The sequence below is a fragment of the Aeromicrobium sp. NPDC092404 genome (genome assembly GCF_040684095.1).
GTDB lineage: Bacteria > Actinomycetota > Actinomycetes > Propionibacteriales > Nocardioidaceae > Aeromicrobium.
The window spans coordinates 707855-732095 of the sequence record NZ_JBFBFI010000002.1; the positions used below are offsets into that span (position 1 = coordinate 707855).

Sequence of the window (24241 nt, forward strand, 5' to 3'; positions counted from 1 at the left end):
GGCGGCACTTGCGCATCGCGATCTTGTCCTACCGCAGCAAGCCGCACTGTGGCGGTCAGGGCGTCTACGTACGCCACCTCAGCCGCGAGCTCGTGGCCCTGGGCCATTCGGTCGAGGTCTTCTCGGGCCAGCCCTACCCGGAGCTCGACGAAGGCGTAGCGCTGACCAAGGTCCCGTCCCTGGACCTCTACCGTGAGCCGGACCCGTTCCGCACGCCTCGGCCCAAGGAGATCCGCGACCTCATCGACGTGCAAGAGGTCCTGACGATGTGGACCGCGGGGTTCCCCGAGCCCAAGACGTTCAGCAAGCGGGTGGCGCGGCTGCTCAAGGGCCGGGTCGGCGACTTCGACATCGTTCACGACAACCAGACCCTGGGCCGGGGCATGCTCGACATCGCCGAGCAGGGCTTCCCGATGATCACCACGATCCATCACCCGATCACGTTCGACCGTCGCATCGACATCGCGAACGCCCCGACGCTGCGCAAGAAGCTCAGCCTGCGCCGCTGGTACGGGTTCCTGCGCATGCAGAAGCAGGTCGCCCAGCGCCTCCCCAAGATCCTCACCGTCTCCGAGTCGAGCCGGCGCGACATCGCGACCGACTTCGGCGTCGACCCGGCGCGGCTCGAGGTCATCACCCTCGGTGTCGACGACGTGTTCGTCCCGCCGACGGCGCCGCGCGTCCCCGGCCGGATCGTGGCGATGGCCAGCGCGGACGCCCCCATGAAGGGCATCGCCACGCTGCTCGAGGCCTTCGCCAAGCTGCGCACCGAGCGCGAGGAGCTGGAGCTCCTGCTGGTCACGACGCTCAAGGCCGGCGGTCGCACCGAGAAGCTGATCGACGACCTCGGGATCGGTGACCACGTGACGTTCGTCAACGGCATCAGCGACGCCGAGCTGGTCGACGTCATGGGTTCGGCCGAGCTCGCCTGCGTCCCGTCGCTCTACGAAGGCTTCTCACTGCCGACCGCAGAGCTGATGGCCTGTGCGACGCCCTTGGTCGTGAGCCGGGCCGGCGCGATCCCTGAGGTCGTCGGCGAGGACGGCGTCTGCGCGACCCTCGTGACTCCCGGCGACGTCGGCGAGCTCGAGGCCGCGATCGCCGAGCTGCTCGACGATCCCGAGCGCCGCGCCGCCATGGGCCGGGCCGGGCGTGAACGAGTGCTGGAGAAGTTCAGCTGGCGCGCGGTGGCCCAGGCCACGGCAGCCGCGTACGAAGAGGTCATCGCCGCATCAGCGGCCACCGAACAGGAGAACGACCGTGCTGACGATTGATTTCGACCGGCTGGGCCTCAAGCCCGGTGACCGGGTCATCGACATGGGAGCGGGTGCCGGGCGGCACTCGTTCGAGCTCTACCGGCGCGGGGCGGACGTCATCGCGTTCGACCAGGACGCCGACGAGCTGGCCGGGGTGCTGGAGCTGTTCGGTGCCATGAAGGAGGCCGGTGAGGTCCCCGAGGGCGCCTCCGCGGACATCAAGGAGGGCGACGCCCTTGCGCTGCCGTTCGCCGACGGCGAGTTCGACCGGGTCGTCGCCTCCGAGGTGCTGGAGCACATCCCCGCCGACATCCAGGCGATCGACGAGCTCGTGCGCGTTCTGCGTCCCGGCGGCACGATGGCCGTGACGGTGCCGCGCTGGCTGCCCGAGGTGCTCTGCTGGAAGCTGTCCGACGACTACCACAACACGCCGGGCGGGCACATCCGGATCTACTCCGACAAGGAGCTGATCGGCAAGCTCGAGAATGCCGGGATGACCTTCGAGGGCATCGACTACGCGCACGCGCTGCACTCGCCCTACTGGTGGCTCAAGTGCGCCGTGGGCGTGAAGAACGACGACAACCCGCTTGTGAAGGCGTACCACCAGGTGCTGGTCTGGGACATCATGAAGACCCGTGGCTACAGCACCGCCACGCGGCTGGCCGAGCGGGCCCTCAACCCGCTGATCGGCAAGAGCATGGTGCTCTACCTGCGCAAGCCGGCCTGATGCTCGGTCGCGACCAGATCGCCGAGACCGCGTCCAGCATCGCCGCGATGCAGGAGGCGGACGGCGCGATCCCCTGGACCGTCGGCGAGCACACCGACGCGTGGAACCACGTGGAGGGCGCCATGGCGCTCGTGGTGGGCGGGCGGCTCGAGGCCGCCGAGGCCGCGTACGAGTGGTGCGCCAGGACCCAGCGCCCGGACGGCTCCTGGCCCATGAAGATCGTGGCCGGAGAGGTCGAGGACGCCAGCACGGAGTCGAACATGGCGGCCTACATCGCCGTCGGCGTGCTGCACCACTGGCGCATCCGGCAGGACCGGGCGTTCCTGCAGCGCATGTGGCCGGTCGTACGCCGCGCGCTCGACCTGGTCGTCGACCTGCAGCTGCCGTTCGGCGGCATCGCGTGGTCCCGCGAGTGGGACGGCAACGGGCCGGCCACGATCAATCGCGACGCCCTCCTGGCGGGCAGCTCGAGCATCTACCAGGCCCTGCGGTGCGGTGTGGCGCTCGCCGAGGTCATCGGTGAGGCGCAGCCGGAGTGGGAGCTCGCCGGCGGACGACTGGGCCATGCTCTGCGTGAGCACCGCGACCGGTTCCTCGACAAGTCGACATTCTCGATGGACTGGTACTACCCGGTCCTCGGCGGTGCCGTCCGCGGACCGGCCGCAGACGCGATGCTGGCGGCCAAGTGGGACACTTTCGTCGTCGACGGGCTGGGCATCCGCTGCGTCAGCACCAACCCCTGGGTCACGGGTGCCGAGACCTGCGAGCTGGTCATGGCCCTGGCGTCGGTCGGCGACGACCGGGCGACGCAGCTGTTCACGGACATGCAGCACCTCCGCACGGCTGACGGCGCGTACTGGACCGGCCTCGTCTTCCCCGAGAACGTCAACTGGCCCGCGGAGCACACGACCTACACCGCCGCCGCCGTGATCCTCGCCTGGGACGTGCTGACCGGGACGACGCTGGGCGCCGAGATCATGACGGGGCACGGCATCGGCGTCGACTTCGGCGAGATCATGCTGGAGTGCGACTGCCCGTCAGCCGACCGGGTCACCGGCGCTTCCCCCGGTACGCGCTAGCGCCCGCATCGAGCCGACCGTGTCCCGCGGCTCGAAGCTGCCGGAGTCGACGGCTCGCTGCCAGACGTGGAACGGGGCCTGCCCGCCGTCCTCGGGGCGCTCGAACACGTCGTGGATGACGAGGGTGCCGCCCGGCATGATCCAGTGCGCGAACCCCGAGTAGTCGTTCTGGGCGTGGACCTCGGCGTGCCCGCCGTCGATGAAGACCAGGCTGAGCGGGGTGCGCCACCATGTCGCGACACTGGTCGACCGTCCGACGACGGCGGTGACGTGCTCCTCCAGACCGGCGAGGGCCAGGGTCCGGCGGAAGACCGGAAGGGTGTCCATCAGGCCCAGCTCGTCGTCGACGAGCGATGCGTCGTGGTGCTCCCACCCGGCCTGGTTCTCCTCCGAGCCCCGGTGATGGTCGACCGTCAGCACGGTCCCACCGACCGCGCGGGCCGCCGCACCCAGGTAGATCGCGGACTTCCCGCAGTAGGTCCCGATCTCGAGGGCGGGCCCGTGCGGCAGGCGTTCGCGGGCGAGGCGGTGCAGGAAAGCGCCCTCGTCCTCCGGCATGAACCCCTTGGCGGCACGGGCGTGGGCGAGCAGGTCTGCGGGCATCTCGGACGTCACGAGGGACAGTCTGCCGGTTGCCTCACCTGCGGAAGCGGCGGCCGCGGCGTGACGACGAGCGGGACCGGCGGATCCGGGGCTCCGCGTCGGCGATCTCGGTGACCTCCGGCGGCAGCTCGCCGGAGTCGACCTGGCGCCACTCGCCCCCGAATCGGACCTCGACGGCCAGCAGCGGGTCAGGGATCCACCGCCCCGTCGCGCTCTCGAAGTAGGCCGCGGTCCCGCGACTGAGTCGCACGACCTCGTCGCCGGCGGGGGTGCTCAGCACGTAGTAGCGCATGACGCTCCTCCGCGTGCCGTCGCAAGCATGCCTCGACCCTTCACACCCTCTCGAGTCGATTCTGGTGCATCGTGCGGCGGCATGGAGTCAGTCTGTCAAATTCGCGTCGTACGTCACAGCCGGTCTGTCGATATCGCGATTTCCCGGCGCAGCGGCCGCTCTCGGGTCTAGCGTGGCGCCTGTCAGGAGGGAGCCTGGCAGTCACGGAACCGCGATCGGGTTCGTCGAAGGGAGATCCGCGCCACGGCGTGGATTCGATGCCACCACGATCGCGAGCCGGCCGCATAGGGAGTCGGTCGGCGCAGACGTGGGTGCGTTCGGGGAGCGTGGCCCTTCTTGGTGACGCACACCGAGAGGGAGCAGCAACATGAAGCGATTGTTTAGTCGACGCCGTGGCGCAGGGGTGCTCGCGGCAGCACTCGCGCTCGTCGTGGCCACCGCGGCACCGGCGAGTGCCGCGTGGTGGTGGCCCACGCCGCAGCCGACCTGCGGGACGACGAAGATCTACAAGGCCGATGGCACCGCCTGGCGGTGCACATTCGCGGACGACTTCACCAGCGGGGCGCTGGACGGCAGGAAGTGGTCGATCCAGCAGACCGCGGTGACCGGCATGCACGTCGGGCCGGAGTGCCTCGTCAACAACGGCCGGAATGTCTCGGTCTCGAACGGCAGCCTGCACCTCACGACCCGCAAGGAGTCCGCGCCGTTCACTTGCAAGAACCCGTACGGGAGCTACACGACCCAGTACACCAGCGGTGGCGTGACGACGACCGGCAAGTTCGCCCAGACGTACGGGCGGTTCGAGTTCCGCGCGCGCTTCCCCGGGCTGAAGGTCCCCGGCCTGCAGTCCGCGCTGTGGCTCTACCCGGCGACGCAGAAGTACGGCGGCTGGCCGGCCTCCGGCGAGATCGATGTCGCGGAGTTCTACAGCCAGTACCCGGACCGCTCGATCCCGCGCATCCACTACAACACCGCGACGACCGACTCGCCGTTGACCAGCTGGTCCTGCAAGCTCGACCCGGCGGTGTTCCATACGTACGCCGTCGAGTGGACCCCGAAGACCATCACGATCATGTACGACGGTGTTCCGTGCGTCGTGCACACGATCAACCCGGCCGCGCCGTTGACGGGCTCCGCCCCGTTCGACCAGCCCTTCGGTGTGCTGATGACCCAGGTGCTCGGCACGGGCACCAATGCGTTCAGCCCCACCGCCACGCCGCTGCCGGCGACGACGGACGTCGACTGGGTCCGCGTCTGGTCGTGAGGAGCGTCAGAACTCGGGGAGCCGTGGTACGTACGGCTCCTCGAGCCTGGCGATCTCGTCTGCGGTGAGCGTGAGCTCGAGCGAGGCGACGGCGTCGTCGAGGTGCAGTGGCTTCGTCGCACCCACGATGGGTGCCGTGACGACCTCGTGCTGCCGAACCCACGCCAGCGCGACCTGGGCGCGCGAGACCCCACGCTCGCCGGCCACCTCGGCGACGGCGGCCGAGATGGCGCGGTCGGACTCCTCGGCCTGGCGGTAGTAGCCCTTGGCGACCTCGTCCGATCCGCTGCGACTCGTGCTGAGGTCGTCCCAGTCGCGGGTGAGCCGGCCGCGAGCCAGTGGGCTCCACGGGATGACGCCGATGCCCTCGTCGAGGCAGAACGGGTGCATCTCGCGCTCCTCCTCGCGCTGCACGAGGTTGTACTGGTCCTGCATCGAGACGAACGGGGTCCAGCCGTTGAGGTCGGCGGCGTGCTGGGCCTGGGCGAGCTGCCAGGCGTACATCGAGGATGCGCCGATGAATCGCGCCTTGCCGGCGGCGACCACCTCGTCGAGCGCCTGCATGGTCTCCTCGATCGGGACGTCAGGATCCCAGCGGTGGATCTGGTAGAGATCGATGTAGTCGGTGCCGAGCCGGCGCAGGCTCCCGTCGACCTGCGTGAGCACCGCCTGACGCGAGAGCCCGCCGGAGTCGGGGTCCCCGCCCATCGGGTAGAACAGCTTGGTCGCGATGACGACGTCCTCACGACGGGCGAAGTCGGACAACGCGCGTCCGAGGATCTCCTCGCTGCTGCCGTCGGAGTACATGTTGGCGGTGTCGAACGTCGTGATGCCGGCCTCCAGGGCCTGCCGGATGAACGGCCGGCTCTGGTCCTCGGGCAGGGTCCACGGGTGCGTGCCGCGGTCCGGGTCCCCGTAGCTCATGCAGCCGAGGATGATCTCCGACACGTCGAGGTCACTGGTTCCGAGCTTCACGCGATCCATGTCCCGATCATGCCGTGTCCGGGGCTTTCCGGTTGGGAGGGCTCTGGCACGCTGGCGACATGCCATTGACCGGGGAGTACGCGCCCAGCACCAGCGACTGGGCCCGCAAGCAGGCCGAGCTCTACGAGAGCACGAACGGCGCCAAGGGCAACACGATCATGGGCATGCCGGTCGTGGTGCTCACGACGTTGGGCGCCAAGTCCGGCAAGCTCCGCAAGACCGCGCTGATGCGGGTCGAGCACGATGGCGAGTACGCCATCGTGGCCTCGCTCGGAGGAGCCCCCAAGCACCCGAGCTGGTACCACAACGTCGTCGACGCACCGCTCGTCGAGCTGCAGGACGGTGCCGTCCGCAAGGACTACACACCGCGCGAGCTCGCCGGCGAGGAGCGCGACCTCTGGTGGGCGCGGTCCGTCGAGGCCTACCCGCCCTACGCGGACTACCAGCTCAAGACCGACCGGGTCATCCCGGTGTTCCTGCTGACGCCGGTCGACTAGCCACCGGGCGTACGGCTCAGGGCACGATCGAGTCGACGTAGCCGCCGTCCACCCGGACGGCCGCGCCGGTCGTCGCCGAGGCGAGCGGTGAGCTCAGGTAGGCCACCAGGTTGCCGATCTCCTCCGGCTCGATGAGCCGCTGGAGCAGCGACTGCGGCCGGTGCAGGCGCATGAACTCGGCCTGGGCCTCGTCCCACGGCAGGTCGTCGCCGACCAGTGAGCGGACGAAGTCCTCGACCCCGCCGGTGTGGGTCGGGCCGGCGATGACCGAGTTGACCGTCACGCCGGAACCGGCCGCCTCCTTGGCGAAGCCGCGGGACACCGCGAGCAGGGCGGTCTTGGACATGCCGTAGTGCACCATCTCGACCGGGATCACGACGGCGGAGTCGCTGGCGATGTTCTGCACGCGCCCCCAGCCCCGGCTCATCATGCCCGGCAGGTAGGTCCGGATCAGCCGGACGGCGCTCATGACGTTGACGTCGAAGTAGCGCTGCCACTCCTCGTCGCTGATCTCGAGCGCCGGCCGCGCCTCGAAGATCCCGAGGTTGTTGGTGAGGATGTCGACGGAGGGCAGCAGCTCGACGACCCGCTGGACCCCGGCGTCGGTCGTGACGTCGGCGGACACCTCGACGACCTCCGCGCCGGGCACCGACTCGCGCAGCTCGGCAGCTGCGCGCGACACCGATTCCGCGCTGCGCCCGTTGACGCCCACCCGCGCTCCCGCAGTGGCGAGCGCCGTGGCGATCGCGAGCCCGATGCCCTGGGTGGAGCCGGTGACGAGGGCGGTGCGTCCGCCGAGATCGATCTGCATACGAGCCACTCTGGCACGCGAGGACAACGGGACCCGACGTGGCGGTCGTGGAATATCCAGCTGCCCGGTCTCCTTGACCACGACATGACTTCCACACTCTCGGCATCCACCTCCGGCTCCTTCGAGATCGGCGGCGACCTCGCGGTCACCCGCCTCGGCTACGGCGCCATGCAGATCACCGGCAGCGGCATCTGGGGCGAGCCCCGCGATCGCGACGAGGCGATCCGCGTGCTCCGGCGCGCGGTCGAGCTCGGGGTGACGTTCATCGACACGGCCGACTCGTACGGTCCCAACGTCTCCGAGGAGCTCATCCGCGAAGCGCTCCACCCGTACGCCGACGACGTCGTGGTCGCCACCAAGGCCGGCCTGACGCGCACCGGCCCGGGGGAGTGGATCCCCGTGGGCCGTCCGGCGTATCTCAAGCAGCAGGTCGAGCTCAGCCTGCGACGTCTCGGGCTCGACCGCATCGACCTGATCCAGCTGCACCGCATCGACCCCGAGGTGCCGGTCGCCGACCAGGTCGGTGCCTTCAAGGAGCTGCAGGACCAGGGCAAGGTGCGCCACATCGGCCTCAGCGAGGTCACCGTCGACGAGCTGAAGGAGGCGCAGAAGACCGCCGAGATCGTGTCGGTGCAGAACCTCTACAACCTCGCCGACCGTTCCGCCGAGGCGCTCCTCGACCATGCCGAGGCGCAGGGCATCGCGTTCATCCCGTGGTTCCCGCTCGCCACGGGCGGCCTGGTCAAGGACGGCGGCCCGCTGGCCGAGATCGCTCGCGAGCAGGGTGCGACGCCGTCACAGCTCGCGCTGGCCTGGCTGCTGAAGCGTTCACCGGTCGTGCTGCCGATCCCCGGCACGTCGACCGTCTCGCACCTCGAGGACAACATCGGCGCTGCCGGCATCGAGCTGACCGACGAGCAGTTCCGGGCGTTGTCCGACGCCGTCTGATCCCGCCGGGCCTGGGGCGAGACCGGTCAGTCGTACGTCGTGGTGCTCAGGACCGAGTTGGGCCTGAACTGCACGATCCCGCCGCGGCGACCCGGTCGGACCAGGTCGAACCCGCCTGTCGTGACGAGCGACCAGCGGAGCGGCACCTCGGCCTGACCGAGGTGCCGGCCGCCGATCGGCACGAACAAGGCGAGGGCGTCCTCGGCGCAGGCGAGGTGGGTCGGCGGGAAGGTGAACGACCCTCCGGCCGCCTCGGCCTCCGGCCCCAGGAACGCGATCGGACGGGACAGGGTCTCCCCGCAGATCCCGCAGATGCGGCTGAGGGCGCACCGGATGGCGCGGCGCTTGACCACCCGAGCGTGGTCGAGCGTCCCGTCGTCGTCCTCGCAGGCGAACGGCACGGGCAGGCCGCCGGCCTCCGGTCGACCGTCGAGCACCGTGCTCATGCCGAGGCCGCGCCCGACCACTTGCCGAGCTCGGAGCGCCGGACCGGACGCTCGGCGTCGTCGAGACGACGGCGCTTGCGCGGCGACAGGGGGGCCGGGTTGTCGGTCGTACGGCGGTTCGGCAGCGACAGCTTCATGATGGTCCGCAACGTCTGGCCGTACTGCTTGTGGAGCGGCCCGGTCGTGTACGGGATGTCGTAGCGCTTGCAGATGTCCTTGACCTTGACCGAGATCTCCGCGTAGCGGTTGCTGGGCAGGTCCGGGAACAGGTGGTGCTCGATCTGGAAGCCGAGCTGCCCGCTCATGACGTGCAGGAGCTTGCCGCCCTCGAAGTTGGCCGAGCCGAGCATCTGCCGCAGGTACCACTCGGCACGGGTCTCGTCCTCGAGCTCCTCCTCGGTGAAGTGCACCGCACCGTCGGGGAAGTGCCCGCAGAAGATGATCATGTACGACCAGAAGTTGCGCATGAGGTTCGCCGTGAAGTTGGCGCTCAGCGTGTGGAAGAACGACGGACCCGACAGCAGCGGGTACATCAGGTAGTCCTTGAACGTCTGCTTGCCGACCTTGTTGCCGATCTGCTTGAGCTGCTTCTTGAGCAGCTTGGGGTCCTTCTTGCCCTTGCGGATCGCCTCGATGTCGAGGTCGTGCAGGGCGACGCCCCACTCGAAGAACGCGGCGAGCAGGAAGTTGTAGACCGGCTGGCCCAGGTTGTACGGGGTCCACTTCTGGTCGCGCGACATCCGCAGGATGCCGTAGCCGATGTCGTTGTCGTGGCCGAGCACGTTGGTGAACTGGTGGTGGATGTAGTTGTGCGAGTGCTTCCACTGCTCCGCCGGCTGCGTCGTGTCCCACTCCCAGTTGCTGGAGTGGATCTCGGGATCGTTCATCCAGTCCCACTGGCCGTGCATCGTGTTGTGGCCGATCTCCATGTTCTCGAGGATCTTGGCCGAGCCCAGCATCGCGGTGCCGAGCAGCCACGCGGGAGGGAAGAAGCTGGCGAACAGGGTGATGCGCCCCGCCGCGGCCAGCCGCCGCTGGAGCGTGATGATGCGGGTCACGTAGTCGCGGTCGGCCTGGCCGCGGTCGGCCTCGACCTCGGCGCGGATCTCGTCGAGCTCGCGGCCGATGGCCTCGACCTCTTCGTCGGTCAGGTGGGTGTACTCACGTACGTCGGCGAACGCCATGTGTCGCTCCTTCTGGGTGAGGTGGTCTAGAGGGTCAGGGTGCAGTCGCCGGCGGCGACCGAGATGCAGGTCTGGATGTACTCGTTGGGGTTGTCGTGCTCCTCGCCGCTGCGCAGGTCGCGGATGCGCCCTGACGCCAGCGGGACGTCGCAGGTGTGGCAGATGCCCATGCGGCAACCGAACAGCATGTTGACGCCGGCCTGCTCGCCCGCCTCGAGCAGCGTCGTCGCTCCGTCGACCTCGATCGACGGGCCGCCGACGCCGAACGTCACGGTGCCTCCTGAGGCCTCCCCACCGGCGGTGTTGAGCGTGAAGCGCTCGACGTGGATGTTCTCCTCACGGCCGAGGCGCTTGTAGTGGTCGGTGAACGCGTCGAGCATCGGTCCCGGACCGCACGCCCAGGTCTCCCGCTCCATCCAGTCCTGGCACACGTCGTCGAGCTGGTCCGGGGTCAGGATGCCGTCGGTGTCGGTGAACCGCTCGTACAGCGCGAAGTTGTCGTGGGTCTCGGCGAGCTCCCTGAGCTCGTCGCGGAACATCATGTCCTCGGGGTGCACGGCCGAGTACGCCAGCACGACGTCGGGCATCGAGCCGCGACGATCGAGCGTGCGGATGATCGACATGACCGGCGTGATTCCACTGCCGCCGACGAGGAACAGCGCCTTCTCCGGCGGCGGGTCCGGCAGCACGAAGTCGCCCTGGGGCGACGCGAGCCGCACGATGGTCCCCGGTGCGAGTCCGTTGACCAAGTGCTCGGAGAGGAATCCCTCGGGCATCGCCTTGACGGTGATGCTGACCGTGCCGTTCTCCTTGAGCGGGACCGACGACAGCGAGTACGAGCGCCAGTGGAACCGGCCGTCGAGCTCGACGCCGATGCCGATGTACTGGCCGGGCTGGTGGTCCCACGACCAGCCCCAGCCGGGCTTGATCACCAGGGTCGCGGCGCGCTCGGTCTCCGGGACGACCTTCTCCACGCGCCCGCGCAGCTCACGCTGGGACCACAGGGGGTTGATCAGCTTGAGGTAGTCGTCGGGCGCCAGCGGCGTCGTGAGGGCGTGGGCGGCTCGGCGCAGTCCCCGCAGGGCGGGGATTCGTTCGATGAGCGGTTCGGTCATGTGACGCTCCCGGATCGAGGATGTAACTCATGGTTACAGTTTCAGGCTACACGTGTTCACTGAACTCGCAAGACCTGCCGACGTGATGCGCATTGCGTGACGCCGATCATGATGGGAGTCATGCATCCCCTGCGTGAGCTGACCCTCGACGACCTCCGGCGGCGCACGAGCGTCAAGTGGCGCGAGCACGGGCCGGACGTGCTGCCCCTGTGGGTGGCGGAGATGGACGTGCTCCTCGCCGAGCCGATCACCCGGGCGGTGACGCGAGCCGTGGCCGACGGCGACACGGGTTATCCGCACGGCACGGCGTACGCCGAGGCGGTCTCCGCCTTCGCGCTCGAGCGGTGGTCGTGGACCGTCGACCCCGGCCGGATGGCGTGGGTCGCCGACGTCATGACCGGCATCGTCGAGGCGATCGGCTTGGTGAGCTCCCCGGGCGACCCGGTCGTGGTCAGCCCGCCGGTCTATCCGCCGTTCTACGGCTACGTCGAGCACGCCGGACGGGCGATCGTCGAGGCCCCGTTGAACGAGGTCGGCCGGCTCGACCTGGACTCCCTCGAGGCGGCGTTCATCCGCGCCGGCTCCACTGGCCGGCCGGTGACCTACCTGCTCTGCAACCCGCAGAACCCGACGGCGGTCGCGCACACCGCCGAGGAGCTGACCGCCGTCGCCGGCCTCGCTCAGACGTACGGAGTGCGGGTCGTGGTCGACGAGATCCATGCGCCGCTGGCGGCCGACGGCTTCGTGCCCTACCTGAGCCTGCCCGGCACGGCGAACGCCTTCAGCCTCGTGTCGGCGACCAAGGCGTGGAACCTCGCCGGCATGAAGGCCGCGCTGCTCGTCGCGGGAGAGGAGGGCGCTGCCGACCTCGCTCGCCTGCCCGAGGTGGTGTCCCACGGACCCAGCCACCTCGGCGACATCGCGCACGCGACGGCGTTTCGCGAGGGCGGCGCTTGGCTCGACGCCTTGCACGCCGACCTCGCCGCCAACCGGGTCCTGCTGGCCGAGCTGCTGGACCGGCACCTGCCGGGTGCCCGCTGGGGCCAGGGGGCCGGGACCTACCTCGCATGGATCGACTGCCGCGGGCTCGGGCTGGGCGACGACCCTGCCGAAGCCTTCCTCGATCGCGGCCGGGTCGCGGTCAGCTCCGGTCTCCCGTTCGGCAACGGGGACGGGTACGTGCGGCTCAACTTCGCGACCACGCCCGAGATCCTCACCGAGGCGCTCGAACGGATGGGCAGCGTGGTCTGACCGCCGTACGCCTCGACGTGCCGACGGCGCGACGTCGATCTAGCGTGGCCACATGGGTGAAGAACCGAAGCAGCAGCACACACGACCCGAGGGCGTTGACGACGTCACCGTCGAGGCCCTGGGCAAGCTCAGCGAGGCGCTGGAGACCGTCGAGGAGGCACGAGGCCTGCTCTACTCCTTCCACCGCCGCACCGGCGAGGCCGACCTGGCGCTTGACGAGGCGGTCGACCTGTTCCGGAAGGCCGGACAGGACGCGATAGCCGACCGGCTCGTCGAGGACCTCGTGGGCCGGAACGTCATCGAGGGCCGATGGACGTTCCAGATCGTCGAGGACTACGATGCCGGCTACTACGACGCGTTCAAGGACCACGAGCGCTCGGCGCGCGAGGCGCTGGCCGGAGGGCGTACGCACCTGTTCGAGGCCGAGATGAAGGAGCAGCGGCGCACGCATGGCCGACGTCACCATGAGGCGACCCCCCACTGAGGGTTAGCTCCCGCGGATTGCGGGTACCCGTGGTGTTGAACTCAACGAAAGGAATCCGTCATGGGACTGGATGACAAGCTGAGCAACGCTGCTGAGGACGCCAAGGGCAAGGCCAAGGAGGCCGTCGGCGGAGCCACGGGCGACGACGAGCTCGAGCGTCAGGGCAAGGGCGACCAGGCCAAGTCCGATCTCAAGGACGCCGCCGAGAACGTCAAGGACGCCTTCAAGCACTGAGCGCCTTTCATGGAGCGCCCCGACCCATCGGTCGGGGCGCTTCCGTGTGTCGAGCGCGCCACATCGGGCCGTTCTTGCTGATCGCCGCACGTGACCTGCACCTGACGCAGGTCGACCTGCTCCACTGGAGTGAGGGAGGCCGGACGTCTGTGCGGTCAGCCGGTGGGTCCTGTGGGTCCTTCGGGTCCTTCGATTCCGCAGCCTTGGACCGTCAAGAGCATCGCCTTGATGAGGTCATCCCCTGCCTCGTCGACGGCCTCCGCCCCCACGACAAGATCACTGCACGGGAGGTTGCGAACCACTGCAGTCCCATCAGCTGCGAGAGTCGGGAAATCGATGGTGGATCGAACGCTGGTCTCCAAGTTCCTGAGCAACGTGACCTTCTGGTTGGCAAGTCCGGTGCTCGAGATGTGAGCATCAAAGGTGCCGTTCATGTTGTAGGTGCCCGTGATGGAAAGAGTTTGTCCGGGAGGCTCTTCCGTCCCATTCTGCAGATCTTCGACAGCGGCCTCCAGGTCAGCGATCCTGTCGGCCTGATCAGCGTTCGCAGTCTCGGCAGCGTCAAGTCGAGCAGCCAACGCCTGGACATCGGCAGATGATGCGACGTAGAACGCGGTCGTCTTCTTCGGGCATGCGCCAGACGAGCCGGGGGCACTCACCGTCCCGCCCTTGCTTGCCTTGCAGAGCTTGATCGGTGGGGTGGTGGTGGCGGCGTCGACGGCAACGGCTGATCCAGCACCCACGAGGATGAAGGCTGCAATGACGGCGACGGCGTGAGACTTCTTCATGCTCGGGCTCGACTCTCGTTCAGGCTCCCCGCCCACGCCAAGGGTATGTGTGAGAGCAGCAAAGCGTTGGAGAACGGCAGAAGACAGTCGGCCGGCGGGATGACCTCGATGATGCCGTCGGATGCCATGTGCGCGTGCCGGCCGGCGTCGTGCAGTGGTGGTGGTGGAGGAGGCAGAACAGGGCGCCGTTGTCGACGGCGGTCAGGCAGACCGGAGATCGTCGAGGGCCTGCAGGGTCCGCTCCCACGCCCGCGAGGACGGGTCGATGACGGTGAAGTGATCTCCCTGGACCTCGATGAGCTCGGCGTCCCCGCCGAGCGACCGAGTGCGGTCGACGTAGGTCCTCGACTGGCTGATGGGGACGATGTCGTCGTCCGTGCCGTGGACGCAGCGCACCGGCACGTCCAGCGGGACCTGGGCGTAGGGGTCGGCGTCGGTGAGGTCGGTCTGCCCGCCCATGAACTGCTTGGCGGCACCGCTGCCGAGGTTGACGGCGGCGTGCAGGTCGAGCACGCCGGCCTGGGCGACTGCGGCCGTGACGGGGACGACCGGGTCGGCCCACGGAGTCCCCACGAGCTTGGCCCGGCCAGCCGCCCACACCGCGAGGTGACCGCCGGCGGAGTGCCCCAGCGTGACGACGGTCGACGTGTCCAGGTCGTCGATCGCGGCCAGGGCGTCGATCCCGGCGGCCACGTCGTCGAAGGTCTGCGGGTAGCCGCCGCCGTTGCCGACCCTGCGGTACTCGAGGTTGTAGGCCGTCCAGCCCGCCTCGGCGAGGGAGGCTGCGAGTGGGCGGCCGAGCGAGAGGTCGTACTGGGCACGCCAGAATCCGCCGTGGATCACCACGACGACGCCCTTGGACGTGCCCGATGGTCGCGTGAGCTCGGCGAGCTGCTGGGGGTCCTTGCCGTATGGAAGGGTGGTCACCGTCCTGGTGCTCCTCTCTGGAGGTCGGCCCGTGCAGGCGACGAGCGACGCCGCCATCAGGGCGAGCATGCTTCGTCGGTCCACCGTGCCACCCAACCGGACTGCGTCGGCGGGCGCCACCCGAGACGCTGAGCGGGCGGTCGGGCTCGCGGCTGCGGACCGATAGAATCAGGGCCCGTCGACACCATGAGAGGAGCCGTCTTGGACGCCGACCAGCTCGACCAGATCCTGCTGATCGGTTCCGGCGTCCTGGTGCTGGCGGTCCTCGCGGTACGCATCTCCGTCACGGCGGGACTTCCCTCACTCCTCGTCTACCTGTTCCTCGGCCTGCTGCTGGGCAGCTCCGGTCTCGGCATCCAGTTCGCCGACGCCGACCTGGCCCACGCACTGGGCTTCGGCGGGCTGGTGCTGATCCTCGCCGAGGGTGGTCTGACGACCAAGTGGGAGCACGTCAGGCCCAACCTCGGCTACGGCCTGCTGCTGGCGACGCTGGGCTCGATCATCAGCATCGCCGTCGTCGCGGCCGGCGGGCACTACCTGCTCGACCTGCACTGGGAGCTCGCGATCCTCCTGGCCGCCGTGCTGACGCCGACGGATGCCGCGGCGGTCTTCTCGGTCCTGCGCACGGTCCCGCTGCGGCACTCGGTGACGGGAACCCTCGAGGCCGAGTCCGGTCTCAACGACGCCCCCATCGTGGTGCTGGTCGTCGCGATCAGCGCCGGCGACGCGCTCGAGCACGGCTTGTGGGCGCTCGTCGGGCTCATCGTGTTCGAGCTGATCGCCGGCGGTGCCATCGGCTTCGCGATCGGCTGGGTCGGCGCCAACGGGTTGCGCCGGGTCGCCCTGCCGGCTTCGGGCCTTTACCCGCTCGTGGTCTTCGCGTTCGCGGTGCTCGCCTACGGCTCGGCGGCGTACGTCCACGCGAGTGGGTTCGCGGCGGTCTACATCGCGGCGCTGGTGCTCGGCAACACCGAGCTGCCGCACCGGGTCGCCACGCGATCGTTCGTCGAGGGCATCGGCTGGCTCGCCCAGATCGGCCTGTTCGTGATGCTCGGCCTGCTCGCCAGCCCCGACGAGCTGCGGTGGTGGCACGTCTGGCACGGGCTGGCGGCCGGAGCGATCCTCACGTTCGTCGCCCGTCCGCTGTCAGTGGTCGCCTGTGCCGTCTGGTTCAGACGCGGGATCCGCGAGCAGCTGTTCGTCGGGTGGGCCGGGCTGCGGGGTGCCGTGCCGATCGTGCTCGCGACGATCCCGCTCGCCGCCGACGTGCCCGGGTCCCGCGACCTGTTCAACGTGGTGTTCGTCGCGGTCGTCGTCTACACCCTGGTGCAGGCTGCGCCCCTGGCCCGGCTCGCCGCCTGGTGCGGCGTGCTGAGCGACGAGGCGCGTGACGTCGAGGTGGAGGCAGCGCCGCTCGAGCGGGTGTCGGCCGACCTGCTGCAGATCCACGTGCCCAAGGGCTCGCGGCTGGCCGGGGTCGAGATCGGCGAGCTGCGGCTCCCGGTGGGAGCCTCGGTCTCGATGGTCGTGCGGGACGGCGCGACGTTCGTGCCGCACCGCGCCGAGCGGATCGCGATCCACGACGACCTGCTGATCGTGGCGGGGCGCGGCGTGCGCGAGCAGGCGGAGGAGCGGCTGCGTGCCGTCGGGCGTCACGGCCGCCTGGCCGGCTGGGGCCGGGACAGCTGATCCGGTGCCGCGCCCGCCGACGGGCTAGGGCAGGACGGTCGGCACGCAGGCCGTGATCTCGCGGTCGGACGTGATCCGGGTGGGCGCCTTGGACCGCAGGCCCGAGTAGTTGTCGCCCACGATCACGATGACGCCGTCCTCGACCGTGATGTCGGGCTCGCGGTAGGTGACCTTGTCCTTGAACTGGCGCGCCACGAGGCGTACGCGGGGATCGCGGGGGTCGTTGGTCAGGATCGCGACGCGGTTGGGCTTCGTGGCGCTCTCGCTGTTGCCGATCGTGCCGCCGAGGAACCCGTCGGTCTGGAGGTTGATCGTGACCCGGTTGGCGAGTCCGGAGCGGTTGGACGCGTTGAAAACGTTGACCGTCACGAGGTTGCTGTCGAGCGGCTCGCCCTTCTTGACCGTCTTGTTGGTGCACGTGGGCGCCGGCTCGGCGGTGTCCGCGCTCGACGTGAGCAGCCGGAAGCCGGTGACCCCGCCGAAGACGAAGACCGCCGCAGCCACGGCAAGCACCACGGCCCGGAACGCGCTCGTCATGCCGACTTCTCGAACGAGTAGACGCGGGCGTGCAGCATGTTGCGCTGCTGCAGGGCGGCGCGCAGGGCACGGTGGAGCCCGTCCTCGAGGAAGAGCTCGCCGCGCCAGCTCACGACGTGGGCGAACAGGTCGCCGAAGTAGGTCGAGTCGTCGTCGAGCAGGTGCTCGAGGTCGAGCTGGGTCTTGGTGGTCGTCAGGTCGTCCAGTCGCACCTGGGACGGGGAGATCTCGGCCCACGTGCTCTGCGTCAGCCCGTGGTCCGGATAGGGGCGCCCCTCGCTCACCCTCCTGAAGATCACCCGGTCAGTGTAGACAGGGTGCCTGATGTCTGCCGGTAGCGTGTGGCCATGACGACCAGCGATGACGCACAACGAGCTGCGGAAGAGGCTGCGAAGGCGGCCGAGAAGGCCAGGGCCGACGCCGAGGAGGCGCAGAAGAAGGCCGACGAGCTCGCGGTGGCAGCGCGAGAGGCGGCGTCGAAGTCCTCGGCAGACAAGGCCGAGCCGGACCAGGCCGAGGCGGCCGGTCGCAGCGAGATCGTCGACATCGTGACGGCGGGGTATGCCTTCGAGGGCACCGCGATCGAGATGGGCGCGCTGGTCGACGGTGACGCAGTCCCCGAGGCGCAGGTCCGCATCCCGCTCGCGATGCTCAACCGGCACGGCCTGGTCGCGGGCGCGACCGGCACGGGCAAGACCAAGACGCTCCAGGTCCTGGCCGAGCAGATCGCGGCCAACGGCGTCCCCGTGTTCGCCGCCGACATCAAGGGTGACCTGTCGGGCATCGCGACGCCCGGCACGCCTGACGACAAGCTGCTGGCGCGGACCAAGAGCATCGGTCAGGACTGGCAGCCGGTCGCGACGCCGACGGAGTACTTCGCGCTGGGCGGCATCGGCATGGGGGTGCCGGTCCGCGCCACGATCGACGGGTTCGGCCCGACGCTGCTGGCCAAGGTCCTGGGCCTCAACGCGACGCAGGAGTCCTCGCTCGGCCTGGTATTCCACTACGCCCGCAACGCCTCGCTCCCGATGATCGATCTCAAGGACCTGCGCGACGTCCTGACGCACCTGACGGGCGACGAGGGCAAGGCCGAGCTCAAGGCACTGGGCGGGCTCTCCGCCGCCACCGTCGGCGTCATCTTGCGCGAGCTGATCGCGTTCGCGGACGAAGGTGCCGACCAGTTCTTCGGGCAGCCGGAGATCGTGGTCTCGGACTTCCTGCGCACGGCTCCTGACGGCCGCGGCATCGTGTCGCTCCTCGAGGTCCCCGGCGTCCAGGACAAGCCTGCGCTGTTCTCGACGTTCCTGATGTACCTGCTCAAGCAGCTGTTCACCGAGCTGCCCGAGGTCGGTGACTCCGACAAGCCCAAGCTCGTGTTCTTCTTCGACGAGGCCCACCTGCTGTTCGCCGATGCCTCGGACGACTTCCTCGAGTCGATCACCCAGACCGTCCGTCTCATCCGGTCCAAGGGCGTCGGCATCTTCTTCGTCACGCAGACGCCGAAGGACGTACCGAGTGACGTCCTGGCCCAGCTGGGATCGCGCGTGCAGCACCAGCTGCGTGCCCACACGCCGGATGCCGCCAAGGCCCTCAAGGCCACCGTGTCGACGTATCCCAACACGACGTACGACCTCGAGGAGGTGCTGACGTCGCTCGGCATCGGCGAGGCGATCGTGACGGTGATGAGCGACAAGGGCGCCCCGACGCCGGTCGCCTGGACCCGGCTGCGCGCACCTCAGGGCTCGATGGACCCGACGCCTTCCGACCAGATCCAGGCAGCCGTCGCGGCATCGCCCCTGCTGGCCACGTACGGCACGGCGGTCGACCCGCAGTCGGCCTCCGAGATCCTCGGGGCCAAGGCGGCGACGGCCGACGAGGTCGCGTCGACCGCGGAGGAGACCGGCAAGCAGTGGGAGCAGAAGGAGGCCGAACGCCTGCAACGGGAGGCCGACACGCTCGCGAAGCAGCGGGCCCCGAAGCGGTCCCGATCGCGCCGGATGTCGCCGGTGGACCGCGCAGTCGGTGAAGCGAGCCGCACGATTGCGCGAGAACTGATCAAGAACTTGTTCCGAAAGCGTCGGTGAGAACCGGTACTCTCAGGGAACAAATCAGGGTTTCCTCTGGTTGCCGCAAGGCACAGCCGGCAGACAGAGTGACAACACGAAGGCGCACCTGGGTGCCTTCAACCGGGTCTGGATCCCGGCACACAGGCACAGGAGGCGGCATGCCGCAGTCGGCACAGCAGACCGAGCGCACCGAGGCCGTGCGCCGTTCTGGGGTGCCCCAGGGGCTCAAGCGTGGCGCGATCGAGCTGACCTTCCTCGGCGTCCTCTACGTCGCCTACAGTGCCTCGCGGCTGCTGGCCTCCAACGACTTCGCCCCGGCCCGCGGCCGCGCCCTCGACATCTTGGCGTTCGAGAAGACCTGGCGCTTCGACATCGAGTCGTGGCTCAACGACAAGTTCGTCCAGCACGACTGGCTCGGGCTGTTCGGCAGCTACTGGTACGCCACGACGCACTACATCGCCACGGCGGTCGTCCTGGTCTGGATCTACCGTCGCAGTGCGTCCGAGTACGTCACAGCTCGTCGGGCCCTCGTGTTCGCGACCATCATGGGGCTGTCGTTCTACCTCGTGATGCCGACCGCGCCGCCCCGCCTCATCAGTGGCATGTACGTCGACGTGCTCAACCTGCACTCCGCCGCGGGTTGGTGGGGAGCCGACGCGTCGGCACCCAAGGGCCTGGGCGGCATGACCAACGAGCTCGCCGCGTTCCCCTCGCTCCACGCCGGCTGGGCCCTGTGGGTCGCGATCGTGCTGATCCGCGCCAACGTTCACCGGATCGTCCAGGCGATCGGTGTCGCCTACGCGGCCATCATGACGGTCGTGATCATCGGCACCGGCAACCACTGGGTCCTCGACGCGGTGGTCGGCTGGCTCGTCGTCCTCGCCGCCTTCGGCGCCGTCATCGCCTGGGAGAAACGCAGTCCGGTGGTGGCCCACGAGGACGCCCCGGTCCCGATCTGACACAGTCGGCTCGTGAACCCTGTCCTGCACCAGTCCCCGTACGGCGTCAGGTTCGACTGGGGTCCTGCGGGCGCGCGGGCGATCGCCGCCGGCGCCGACGTCGCGGTGGTGGTCGACGTCCTGTCGTTCTCGACCTCCTTGAGCATGGCGGCCGACCTCGGAATCGTGGTGCTGCCCTACCCGTGGGAGGCCGAGGACGCCCCGACGTACGCGGCCCAGAACCGTGCGGTGCTGGCCGTGGGTCGCAGCGCCGCGGCGGCGGGCGAGGTGAGCGTGTCGCCCGCGAGCATCCGGGCCGCAGGGTCCGTCGAGAGGCTCGTCCTGCCGTCGCCCAACGGCTCGGCCATCTCGGTCGACCTCGCGTCGATCGCGACGACGGTCGTCGGTGCCTCGTTGCGCAACGCACCGGCGGTCGCGGACTGGATCGCCCGCGAGCACGACGCCGAGACCGCCTCCATCGCCGTCGTGGCGGCGGGCGAGCGATGGGCCGACGGATCACTGCGCCCGGCGATCGAGGACCTGTGGGGTGCGGGAGCCGTCCTGGCCGCGCTGGAGGACCATGACTGGCCCGGGCTGTCTCCCGAGGCCGCGATGGCCGCCGATGCCTACCGCCTGATCGAGGGGCGTGAGGAGTCCCACCTCAAGGCGTGCGCCGGCGGGAGCGAGCTGGTCGGTGCCGGCCATGCCGAGGACGTCGTCCTCGCCGCCGAGATCGGGGCAGGTCGCACGGTGCCGCTGCTGAGCGACCGCGGGTTCATCCCAGCGCCCTGACGCTCCGCTCTGGGCTGATCTGCCTCCAGCAGCAAGACCTGTCGTGCAGCCACCGGAGTCCGCACGATGGTCGTATGGCTGACAACGACAGGACCACCCTCTTCACCGGACAGATGCGCCAGCAGCTCCTCCACCGCCGCGTCCTGGTGCTGGACGGCGCGCTGGACGACGACAACGGCACGCTCCTCGCGACCCAGCTCCTCACGCTGGCCGCTGAGGACCCGGTGTCCGACGCCGTCCTCTGGATCCACTCGCCCGGGGGGTCGGTGCCCTCCATGCTGGCGATCCGCGACGTCATGCGGCTCGTCCCGTGCGACGTGGCGACGCTCGCCCTCGGGCTGGCGTGCAGCGCGGGGCAGTTCCTGCTCTCGTCGGGGACCAAGGGCAAGCGGTACGCCCTGCCGCACTCGCGGATCCTCATGCACCAGGGGTCGGCCGGCATCGGCGGTTCGGCCGTCGACGTCGAGCTCCAGGCCGAAGACCTGCGCCACACCCGGGACACCGTGCTCGGGATCATCGCCGACGACACCGGCCAGCCCGTGGAACGGATCTTCGAGGACTCCCTGCGCGACCGCTGGTACACCGCGCAGGAGGCGGTCGACTACGGCTTCGTCGACGCGATCGTCGACGACTTCGCGCAGGTCATGCCGACCACGCGCCCGGCGATGGCGATGGGGGTGCGGTCATGACTTCGTACACGATCCCGAACGTCATCGCGCAGCATCCGCGGGGCGAGCGGGTCATGGACGTCTACTCGCACCTGCTGGCCGAGCGCATCATCTACCTCGGCACCGGCATCGACCCCGGCGTCGCCAATGCGCTGATCGCGCAGCTGCTGCACCTCGAGGCCGAAGGCCCGGGTCAGGAGATCAACCTCTACATCAACTGCGAGGGTGGCGACGAGACCGCCATGCTGGCGATCTACGACACGATGCAGTTCATCCAGGCGCCCGTCGCCACGACCTGCGTGGGCCAGGCCATCGCCGCCGGGGCCGTGCTGCTGGCGGCGGGGGAGCCCGGCCGTCGGTCGGTCCTGCCGCACAGCCGGGTCGTGCTGCACCAGCCGGCCGTCCAGGGTCGCGGTGCGATCCCCGACCTGATCCTCCAGGCCGACGAGGTGGTCCGCATCCGCGCCGCGATCGAGTCGATCCTGTCGACGCACACGGGACAGACCGTGGAGGCGCTGCGCGCGGACACCGACCGGGACCGGGTTTTCGCGGCCGAGGCCGCCATCACCTACGGGCTCGCCGACGAGGTGCTGCAGCGCCGGTCGGCGACCGTGGCGGCCTAGGCAGCCAGCAGCAGGGCCTGGCCGGACGCGCGAGGAGCTCCGGCGGCGTACGAGCCGCGCAGGTCGCTGGTGACCTGCGAGGTCAGGTCGATCAGCGTCGCGCCGAGGGCGCCGGTGACCGCGGCGAGCACCTCGCTCGAGGGGTCCTTGAGACCGCGCTCGATCTCGGAGAGGTACTGCGGTGAGATGCCGGCCCGCTCGGCGGTCTCGGTCAACGTCTCACGGCGGTGTCGCCGAAGGGCACGAAGCCTCTGGCCCAGGACCTCGCGCCAGAGCGGCTCGGGGCCGGCGGAGCGGAGTGGGACGGCGTGCAGGCGGACGATCTCGGTCATGCTCCAGCGTAGGCACATCCCTCGACGGGCTGCCGAGATTCTGCTGTGAGCGGATTCAGCCCTCGGACGGCACGAGGTGGGCCCGGCGACGCGACAGGTAGGCCGTCTCGGCGCGGTTCTGCGTCGCGGCGATCGCCGCGTCGTACTCGGTGCGCGCCTCGCTGCTGCGGCCGAGCCGCCGCAACAGGTCGGCCCTCGTGGCGTGCCACGCGTGGTAGCCGTCGAGGTCGAGCGAGTCGACAATCGCGAGGGCGACGTCGGGCCCGTCGAGCTCGGCGACGGCGACGGCACGGTTGAGCGCGACGACGGGGCTCGGCGAGAGGGCGTACAGCTGGTCGTACAGTGCGACGATCTGCGTCCAGTCGGTGTCGCGGGCGTCCTTGGCGGCGGTGTGCACGGCATTGATCGCAGCCATGAGCTGGTACGGCCCGGGGTGCGTCGACGTCGCCGCGACGCGGGCGAGGCACTCGCGGACGAGGGTGTGCCCCTCGGCGATCAGCTCACGGTCCCACCCACTGCGATCCTGCTCGTCGAGCGTCACGAGCTCGCCTCCGGCGAACCGGGCGTGGCGGCGCGCATCGCTCAGCAGCATCAGCGCCAGCAGGCCGGCGACCTCGCCGTCGTCGGGGACGAGCTGTCGCACGATGCGGCCCAGCCGGATGGCCTCGTCCGTCAGCTCGACCCGGACGGGATCGTCGCCGGCACCGGCGAGGTATCCCTCGTTGAACACCAGGTAGATCACCGCGAGCACGCCGCCGAGCCGGTCGGTCACGTCGTCGTGGTCCGGGACGCGGAACGGGATGTGCGCGGACTTGATCTTGGCCTTCGCCCGGGTGATGCGCTGGGCCATGGTCGTCTCGGGGACGAGGAACGCGCGAGCGATCTCCCCGACCGTCAGCCCTCCGAGGAGTCGCAGGGTCAGTGCGACTCGAGCCTCGGGAGCGAGCGCAGGGTGACAGCACGTGAAGACCAGCCGCAGCCGGTCGTCCTCGACCGGCCCGGTCGCCTCGTGCGGGGTGTCGTCGCTGATCATCATGGCCGCCTGGTGCTTGGTGTCACGCAGGGACTCGCGGCGGAGGCGGTCGATCGCCCGGTTGCCGGCCGTGGTCGTCAGCCAACCGCCCGGGTTGGGCGGGACGCCGTCGACCGGCCAGCGCTCGATCGCGGTGAGGAGGGCCTCTCCGGCCGCGTCCTCGGCGATGTCGAGATCGCCGAATCGGCGGGCGAGCGACGCGATCACCCGGCCGTACTCCTCGCGGTAGATCCGATCGATCTCCGCGCGCAGGTCCGCGGGTGGGGTCACTCGGGCTCGACCTGGAAGGGTCGGACCTCCACGGAGTGGCCGCAGGCCTTGGAGCCCTCGGCCGCGATCTTCAGCGCGGCGTCGAGGTCGGGAGCCTCGATGACCCAGAACCCACCCAGGAACTCCTTGGTCTCGAGGTAGGGGCCGTCGGTGACGATGACGTCGCTGCCCCTTCCGTCGACGGTCGTCGCCGACTCGATGCGCTCGAGCCCTCCGCCGAAGACCCAGGACCCCTCGGCCATGAGCTTCTGGTTGAACTCCTCGGTGGCGTCGTACATCGGCTGCGCCTCTTCGAGCGGCATGTCGTACGTCTCGGGGGTCGCGTGCACGGAGAGCATGTACTGCGTCATGTCAGGGTCCCTTCGTCGGTGGCCGCCGTCCGGCTGCCTCTACCTTCACCACG

The 24241-nt window shown here is 69.6% G+C and carries 29 protein-coding genes; 15 read left to right on the forward strand and 14 right to left on the reverse strand.

What is annotated here, in order from left to right:
* Positions 1-8: 8 nt before the first annotated feature.
* The 3 genes from AB0N22_RS13995 to AB0N22_RS14005 are packed head-to-tail and all read left to right on the forward strand — an operon-like array spanning position 9 to position 3062.
* Positions 9-1274, forward strand: a complete 1266-nt coding sequence (locus AB0N22_RS13995) for a glycosyltransferase family 4 protein (RefSeq protein ID WP_364641254.1) — start codon at positions 9-11, stop codon at positions 1272-1274.
* Complete coding sequence (locus tag AB0N22_RS14000; protein WP_364641257.1) at positions 1261-1983, forward strand: methyltransferase domain-containing protein; 723 nt, start codon at positions 1261-1263, stop codon at positions 1981-1983. Before AB0N22_RS13995 ends, AB0N22_RS14000 begins: the two co-directional genes overlap by 14 nt.
* Complete coding sequence (locus AB0N22_RS14005) at positions 1983-3062, forward strand: prenyltransferase (protein ID WP_364641260.1); 1080 nt, start codon at positions 1983-1985, stop codon at positions 3060-3062. Before AB0N22_RS14000 ends, AB0N22_RS14005 begins: the two co-directional genes overlap by 1 nt.
* Here the strand turns inward: AB0N22_RS14005 and AB0N22_RS14010 are convergent.
* Both AB0N22_RS14010 and AB0N22_RS14015 read right to left on the reverse strand, forming a co-directional pair.
* On the reverse strand, positions 3021-3677 hold the full coding sequence (locus AB0N22_RS14010; protein ID WP_364641263.1) for a class I SAM-dependent methyltransferase: 657 nt from the start codon (positions 3675-3677) through the stop codon (positions 3021-3023). The genes AB0N22_RS14005 and AB0N22_RS14010 overlap by 42 nt on opposite strands.
* A 22-nt stretch (positions 3678-3699) precedes the next feature.
* Complete coding sequence (locus AB0N22_RS14015) at positions 3700-3957, reverse strand: hypothetical protein (protein ID WP_364641266.1); 258 nt, start codon at positions 3955-3957, stop codon at positions 3700-3702.
* 367 nt (positions 3958-4324) lie between these two features.
* Here AB0N22_RS14015 and AB0N22_RS14020 point away from each other — a divergent pair, with 367 nt between their 5' ends.
* Positions 4325-5221 (forward strand): glycoside hydrolase family 16 protein, encoded by an 897-nt coding sequence (locus tag AB0N22_RS14020; protein WP_364641269.1) that lies wholly within the window; start codon positions 4325-4327, stop codon positions 5219-5221.
* A 6-nt stretch (positions 5222-5227) separates the two neighbouring features.
* Here the strand turns inward: AB0N22_RS14020 and AB0N22_RS14025 are convergent, their stop codons facing one another.
* Positions 5228-6205, reverse strand: coding sequence for an aldo/keto reductase (locus AB0N22_RS14025; protein ID WP_364641271.1), 978 nt, complete (start codon positions 6203-6205; stop codon positions 5228-5230).
* A gap of 59 nt (positions 6206-6264) precedes the next feature.
* Between AB0N22_RS14025 and AB0N22_RS14030 the strand changes: the two genes are divergently transcribed.
* A complete protein-coding gene (locus AB0N22_RS14030) occupies positions 6265-6702 on the forward strand; it encodes a nitroreductase family deazaflavin-dependent oxidoreductase (RefSeq protein WP_364641274.1) in 438 nt (145 codons plus the stop codon).
* Between the two features lie 16 nt (positions 6703-6718).
* Here the strand turns inward: AB0N22_RS14030 and AB0N22_RS14035 are convergent, their stop codons facing one another.
* Positions 6719-7513 (reverse strand): SDR family oxidoreductase, encoded by a 795-nt coding sequence (locus AB0N22_RS14035; RefSeq protein ID WP_364641277.1) that lies wholly within the window; start codon positions 7511-7513, stop codon positions 6719-6721.
* Between the two features lie 84 nt (positions 7514-7597).
* Here AB0N22_RS14035 and AB0N22_RS14040 point away from each other — a divergent pair, with 84 nt between their 5' ends.
* Positions 7598-8461, forward strand: coding sequence for an aldo/keto reductase (locus AB0N22_RS14040; RefSeq protein WP_364641280.1), 864 nt, complete (start codon positions 7598-7600; stop codon positions 8459-8461).
* Between the two features lie 26 nt (positions 8462-8487).
* Here the strand turns inward: AB0N22_RS14040 and AB0N22_RS14045 are convergent, their stop codons facing one another.
* Genes AB0N22_RS14045 through AB0N22_RS14055 form a run of 3 tightly spaced genes read right to left on the reverse strand, consistent with a single transcriptional unit; the run spans position 8488 to position 11206 of the window.
* Entirely contained in the window at positions 8488-8907 is a 420-nt protein-coding gene (locus AB0N22_RS14045; protein ID WP_364641283.1) for a hypothetical protein, read from the reverse strand.
* Positions 8904-10091 carry an acyl-CoA desaturase gene (locus tag AB0N22_RS14050; RefSeq protein ID WP_364641286.1) on the reverse strand — a complete coding sequence of 396 codons (1188 nt, stop codon included), beginning with the start codon at positions 10089-10091 and terminating at the stop codon, positions 8904-8906. Before AB0N22_RS14050 ends, AB0N22_RS14045 begins: the two co-directional genes overlap by 4 nt.
* Before the next feature lie 26 nt (positions 10092-10117).
* Complete coding sequence (locus AB0N22_RS14055; RefSeq protein ID WP_364641289.1) at positions 10118-11206, reverse strand: ferredoxin reductase; 1089 nt, start codon at positions 11204-11206, stop codon at positions 10118-10120.
* 120 nt (positions 11207-11326) lie between these two features.
* Between AB0N22_RS14055 and AB0N22_RS14060 the strand changes: the two genes are divergently transcribed.
* From AB0N22_RS14060 to AB0N22_RS14070, 3 genes are read left to right on the forward strand one after another with little or no spacing between them, the layout of a single operon-like run.
* A complete protein-coding gene (locus tag AB0N22_RS14060) occupies positions 11327-12457 on the forward strand; it encodes an aminotransferase class I/II-fold pyridoxal phosphate-dependent enzyme (RefSeq protein ID WP_364641292.1) in 1131 nt (376 codons plus the stop codon).
* A 52-nt stretch (positions 12458-12509) separates the two neighbouring features.
* The gene (locus AB0N22_RS14065) at positions 12510-12941 is read left to right on the forward strand and encodes a hypothetical protein (protein WP_364641295.1); all 432 of its coding nucleotides are present in this window, start codon (positions 12510-12512) and stop codon (positions 12939-12941) included.
* A gap of 60 nt (positions 12942-13001) precedes the next feature.
* Positions 13002-13175 carry a CsbD family protein gene (locus tag AB0N22_RS14070; RefSeq protein WP_082530480.1) on the forward strand — a complete coding sequence of 58 codons (174 nt, stop codon included), beginning with the start codon at positions 13002-13004 and terminating at the stop codon, positions 13173-13175.
* 155 nt (positions 13176-13330) lie between these two features.
* Here AB0N22_RS14070 and AB0N22_RS14075 read toward each other — a convergent pair whose 3' ends face one another.
* Together AB0N22_RS14075 and AB0N22_RS14080 are read right to left on the reverse strand one after the other, a co-directional pair.
* Positions 13331-13963: a hypothetical protein gene (locus tag AB0N22_RS14075; RefSeq protein WP_364641298.1), complete on the reverse strand. Its 633-nt coding sequence runs from the start codon at positions 13961-13963 to the stop codon at positions 13331-13333.
* 201 nt (positions 13964-14164) lie between these two features.
* The gene (locus AB0N22_RS14080) at positions 14165-14890 is read right to left on the reverse strand and encodes an alpha/beta hydrolase (RefSeq protein ID WP_364641301.1); all 726 of its coding nucleotides are present in this window, start codon (positions 14888-14890) and stop codon (positions 14165-14167) included.
* A 201-nt stretch (positions 14891-15091) separates the two neighbouring features.
* Between AB0N22_RS14080 and AB0N22_RS14085 the strand changes: the two genes are divergently transcribed.
* Positions 15092-16579 (forward strand): potassium/proton antiporter, encoded by a 1488-nt coding sequence (locus AB0N22_RS14085; RefSeq protein ID WP_364641304.1) that lies wholly within the window; start codon positions 15092-15094, stop codon positions 16577-16579.
* Positions 16580-16603: 24 nt separating this feature from the next.
* On the opposite strand, the gene AB0N22_RS14090 is transcribed toward AB0N22_RS14085, so the two are convergent.
* Positions 16604-17116, reverse strand: coding sequence for a LytR C-terminal domain-containing protein (locus tag AB0N22_RS14090; protein WP_364641306.1), 513 nt, complete (start codon positions 17114-17116; stop codon positions 16604-16606).
* On the reverse strand, positions 17113-17415 hold the full coding sequence (locus tag AB0N22_RS14095; protein ID WP_364641309.1) for a type II toxin-antitoxin system VapB family antitoxin: 303 nt from the start codon (positions 17413-17415) through the stop codon (positions 17113-17115). Before AB0N22_RS14095 ends, AB0N22_RS14090 begins: the two co-directional genes overlap by 4 nt.
* A 288-nt stretch (positions 17416-17703) precedes the next feature.
* On the opposite strand from AB0N22_RS14095, the gene AB0N22_RS14100 reads away from it, so the two are divergent.
* The 5 genes from AB0N22_RS14100 to AB0N22_RS14120 all read left to right on the forward strand — a co-directional run bounded on the left by AB0N22_RS14100 (position 17704) and on the right by AB0N22_RS14120 (position 22203).
* On the forward strand, positions 17704-19200 hold the full coding sequence (locus AB0N22_RS14100) for a helicase HerA-like domain-containing protein (RefSeq protein WP_364642759.1): 1497 nt from the start codon (positions 17704-17706) through the stop codon (positions 19198-19200).
* A 140-nt stretch (positions 19201-19340) separates the two neighbouring features.
* On the forward strand, positions 19341-20141 hold the full coding sequence (locus tag AB0N22_RS14105) for a phosphatase PAP2 family protein (RefSeq protein WP_364641312.1): 801 nt from the start codon (positions 19341-19343) through the stop codon (positions 20139-20141).
* Positions 20142-20153: 12 nt separating this feature from the next.
* Positions 20154-20912 carry a 2-phosphosulfolactate phosphatase gene (locus tag AB0N22_RS14110; protein ID WP_364641315.1) on the forward strand — a complete coding sequence of 253 codons (759 nt, stop codon included), beginning with the start codon at positions 20154-20156 and terminating at the stop codon, positions 20910-20912.
* A gap of 74 nt (positions 20913-20986) precedes the next feature.
* Positions 20987-21601 carry an ATP-dependent Clp protease proteolytic subunit gene (locus AB0N22_RS14115; RefSeq protein ID WP_364641318.1) on the forward strand — a complete coding sequence of 205 codons (615 nt, stop codon included), beginning with the start codon at positions 20987-20989 and terminating at the stop codon, positions 21599-21601.
* Positions 21598-22203 (forward strand): ATP-dependent Clp protease proteolytic subunit, encoded by a 606-nt coding sequence (locus AB0N22_RS14120; protein WP_364641321.1) that lies wholly within the window; start codon positions 21598-21600, stop codon positions 22201-22203. Before AB0N22_RS14115 ends, AB0N22_RS14120 begins: the two co-directional genes overlap by 4 nt.
* Here the strand turns inward: AB0N22_RS14120 and AB0N22_RS14125 are convergent.
* Genes AB0N22_RS14125 through AB0N22_RS14135 form a run of 3 tightly spaced genes read right to left on the reverse strand, consistent with a single transcriptional unit; the run spans position 22200 to position 24188 of the window.
* Positions 22200-22535 carry a helix-turn-helix transcriptional regulator gene (locus AB0N22_RS14125; protein WP_364641324.1) on the reverse strand — a complete coding sequence of 112 codons (336 nt, stop codon included), beginning with the start codon at positions 22533-22535 and terminating at the stop codon, positions 22200-22202. The genes AB0N22_RS14120 and AB0N22_RS14125 overlap by 4 nt on opposite strands.
* A gap of 55 nt (positions 22536-22590) precedes the next feature.
* A complete protein-coding gene (locus tag AB0N22_RS14130) occupies positions 22591-23838 on the reverse strand; it encodes an RNA polymerase sigma factor (RefSeq protein ID WP_364641327.1) in 1248 nt (415 codons plus the stop codon).
* Positions 23835-24188 carry a YciI family protein gene (locus tag AB0N22_RS14135; RefSeq protein WP_364641330.1) on the reverse strand — a complete coding sequence of 118 codons (354 nt, stop codon included), beginning with the start codon at positions 24186-24188 and terminating at the stop codon, positions 23835-23837. Before AB0N22_RS14135 ends, AB0N22_RS14130 begins: the two co-directional genes overlap by 4 nt.
* Positions 24189-24241 lie beyond the last annotated feature (53 nt).

Coding starts and splice junctions, on each gene's coding strand:
- AB0N22_RS14100 (WP_364642759.1), top strand. CDS start 17,704: ATGGGCGCGCTGGTCGACGGTGACGCAGTCCCCGAGGCGCAGGTCCGC.
- AB0N22_RS14040 (WP_364641280.1), top strand. CDS start 7,598: ATGACTTCCACACTCTCGGCATCCACCTCCGGCTCCTTCGAGATCGGC.
- AB0N22_RS14075 (WP_364641298.1), bottom strand. CDS start 13,963: ATGAAGAAGTCTCACGCCGTCGCCGTCATTGCAGCCTTCATCCTCGTG.
- AB0N22_RS14055 (WP_364641289.1), bottom strand. CDS start 11,206: ATGACCGAACCGCTCATCGAACGAATCCCCGCCCTGCGGGGACTGCGC.
- AB0N22_RS14015 (WP_364641266.1), bottom strand. CDS start 3,957: ATGCGCTACTACGTGCTGAGCACCCCCGCCGGCGACGAGGTCGTGCGA.
- AB0N22_RS14105 (WP_364641312.1), top strand. CDS start 19,341: ATGCCGCAGTCGGCACAGCAGACCGAGCGCACCGAGGCCGTGCGCCGT.
- AB0N22_RS14120 (WP_364641321.1), top strand. CDS start 21,598: ATGACTTCGTACACGATCCCGAACGTCATCGCGCAGCATCCGCGGGGC.
- AB0N22_RS14025 (WP_364641271.1), bottom strand. CDS start 6,205: ATGGATCGCGTGAAGCTCGGAACCAGTGACCTCGACGTGTCGGAGATC.
- AB0N22_RS14115 (WP_364641318.1), top strand. CDS start 20,987: ATGGCTGACAACGACAGGACCACCCTCTTCACCGGACAGATGCGCCAG.
- AB0N22_RS14065 (WP_364641295.1), top strand. CDS start 12,510: ATGGGTGAAGAACCGAAGCAGCAGCACACACGACCCGAGGGCGTTGAC.
- AB0N22_RS14020 (WP_364641269.1), top strand. CDS start 4,325: ATGAAGCGATTGTTTAGTCGACGCCGTGGCGCAGGGGTGCTCGCGGCA.
- AB0N22_RS14050 (WP_364641286.1), bottom strand. CDS start 10,091: ATGGCGTTCGCCGACGTACGTGAGTACACCCACCTGACCGACGAAGAG.
- AB0N22_RS14045 (WP_364641283.1), bottom strand. CDS start 8,907: ATGAGCACGGTGCTCGACGGTCGACCGGAGGCCGGCGGCCTGCCCGTG.
- AB0N22_RS14070 (WP_082530480.1), top strand. CDS start 13,002: ATGGGACTGGATGACAAGCTGAGCAACGCTGCTGAGGACGCCAAGGGC.
- AB0N22_RS14125 (WP_364641324.1), bottom strand. CDS start 22,535: ATGACCGAGATCGTCCGCCTGCACGCCGTCCCACTCCGCTCCGCCGGC.
- AB0N22_RS14060 (WP_364641292.1), top strand. CDS start 11,327: ATGCATCCCCTGCGTGAGCTGACCCTCGACGACCTCCGGCGGCGCACG.
- AB0N22_RS14005 (WP_364641260.1), top strand. CDS start 1,983: ATGCTCGGTCGCGACCAGATCGCCGAGACCGCGTCCAGCATCGCCGCG.
- AB0N22_RS14030 (WP_364641274.1), top strand. CDS start 6,265: ATGCCATTGACCGGGGAGTACGCGCCCAGCACCAGCGACTGGGCCCGC.
- AB0N22_RS14135 (WP_364641330.1), bottom strand. CDS start 24,188: ATGACGCAGTACATGCTCTCCGTGCACGCGACCCCCGAGACGTACGAC.
- AB0N22_RS14035 (WP_364641277.1), bottom strand. CDS start 7,513: ATGCAGATCGATCTCGGCGGACGCACCGCCCTCGTCACCGGCTCCACC.
- AB0N22_RS14090 (WP_364641306.1), bottom strand. CDS start 17,116: ATGACGAGCGCGTTCCGGGCCGTGGTGCTTGCCGTGGCTGCGGCGGTC.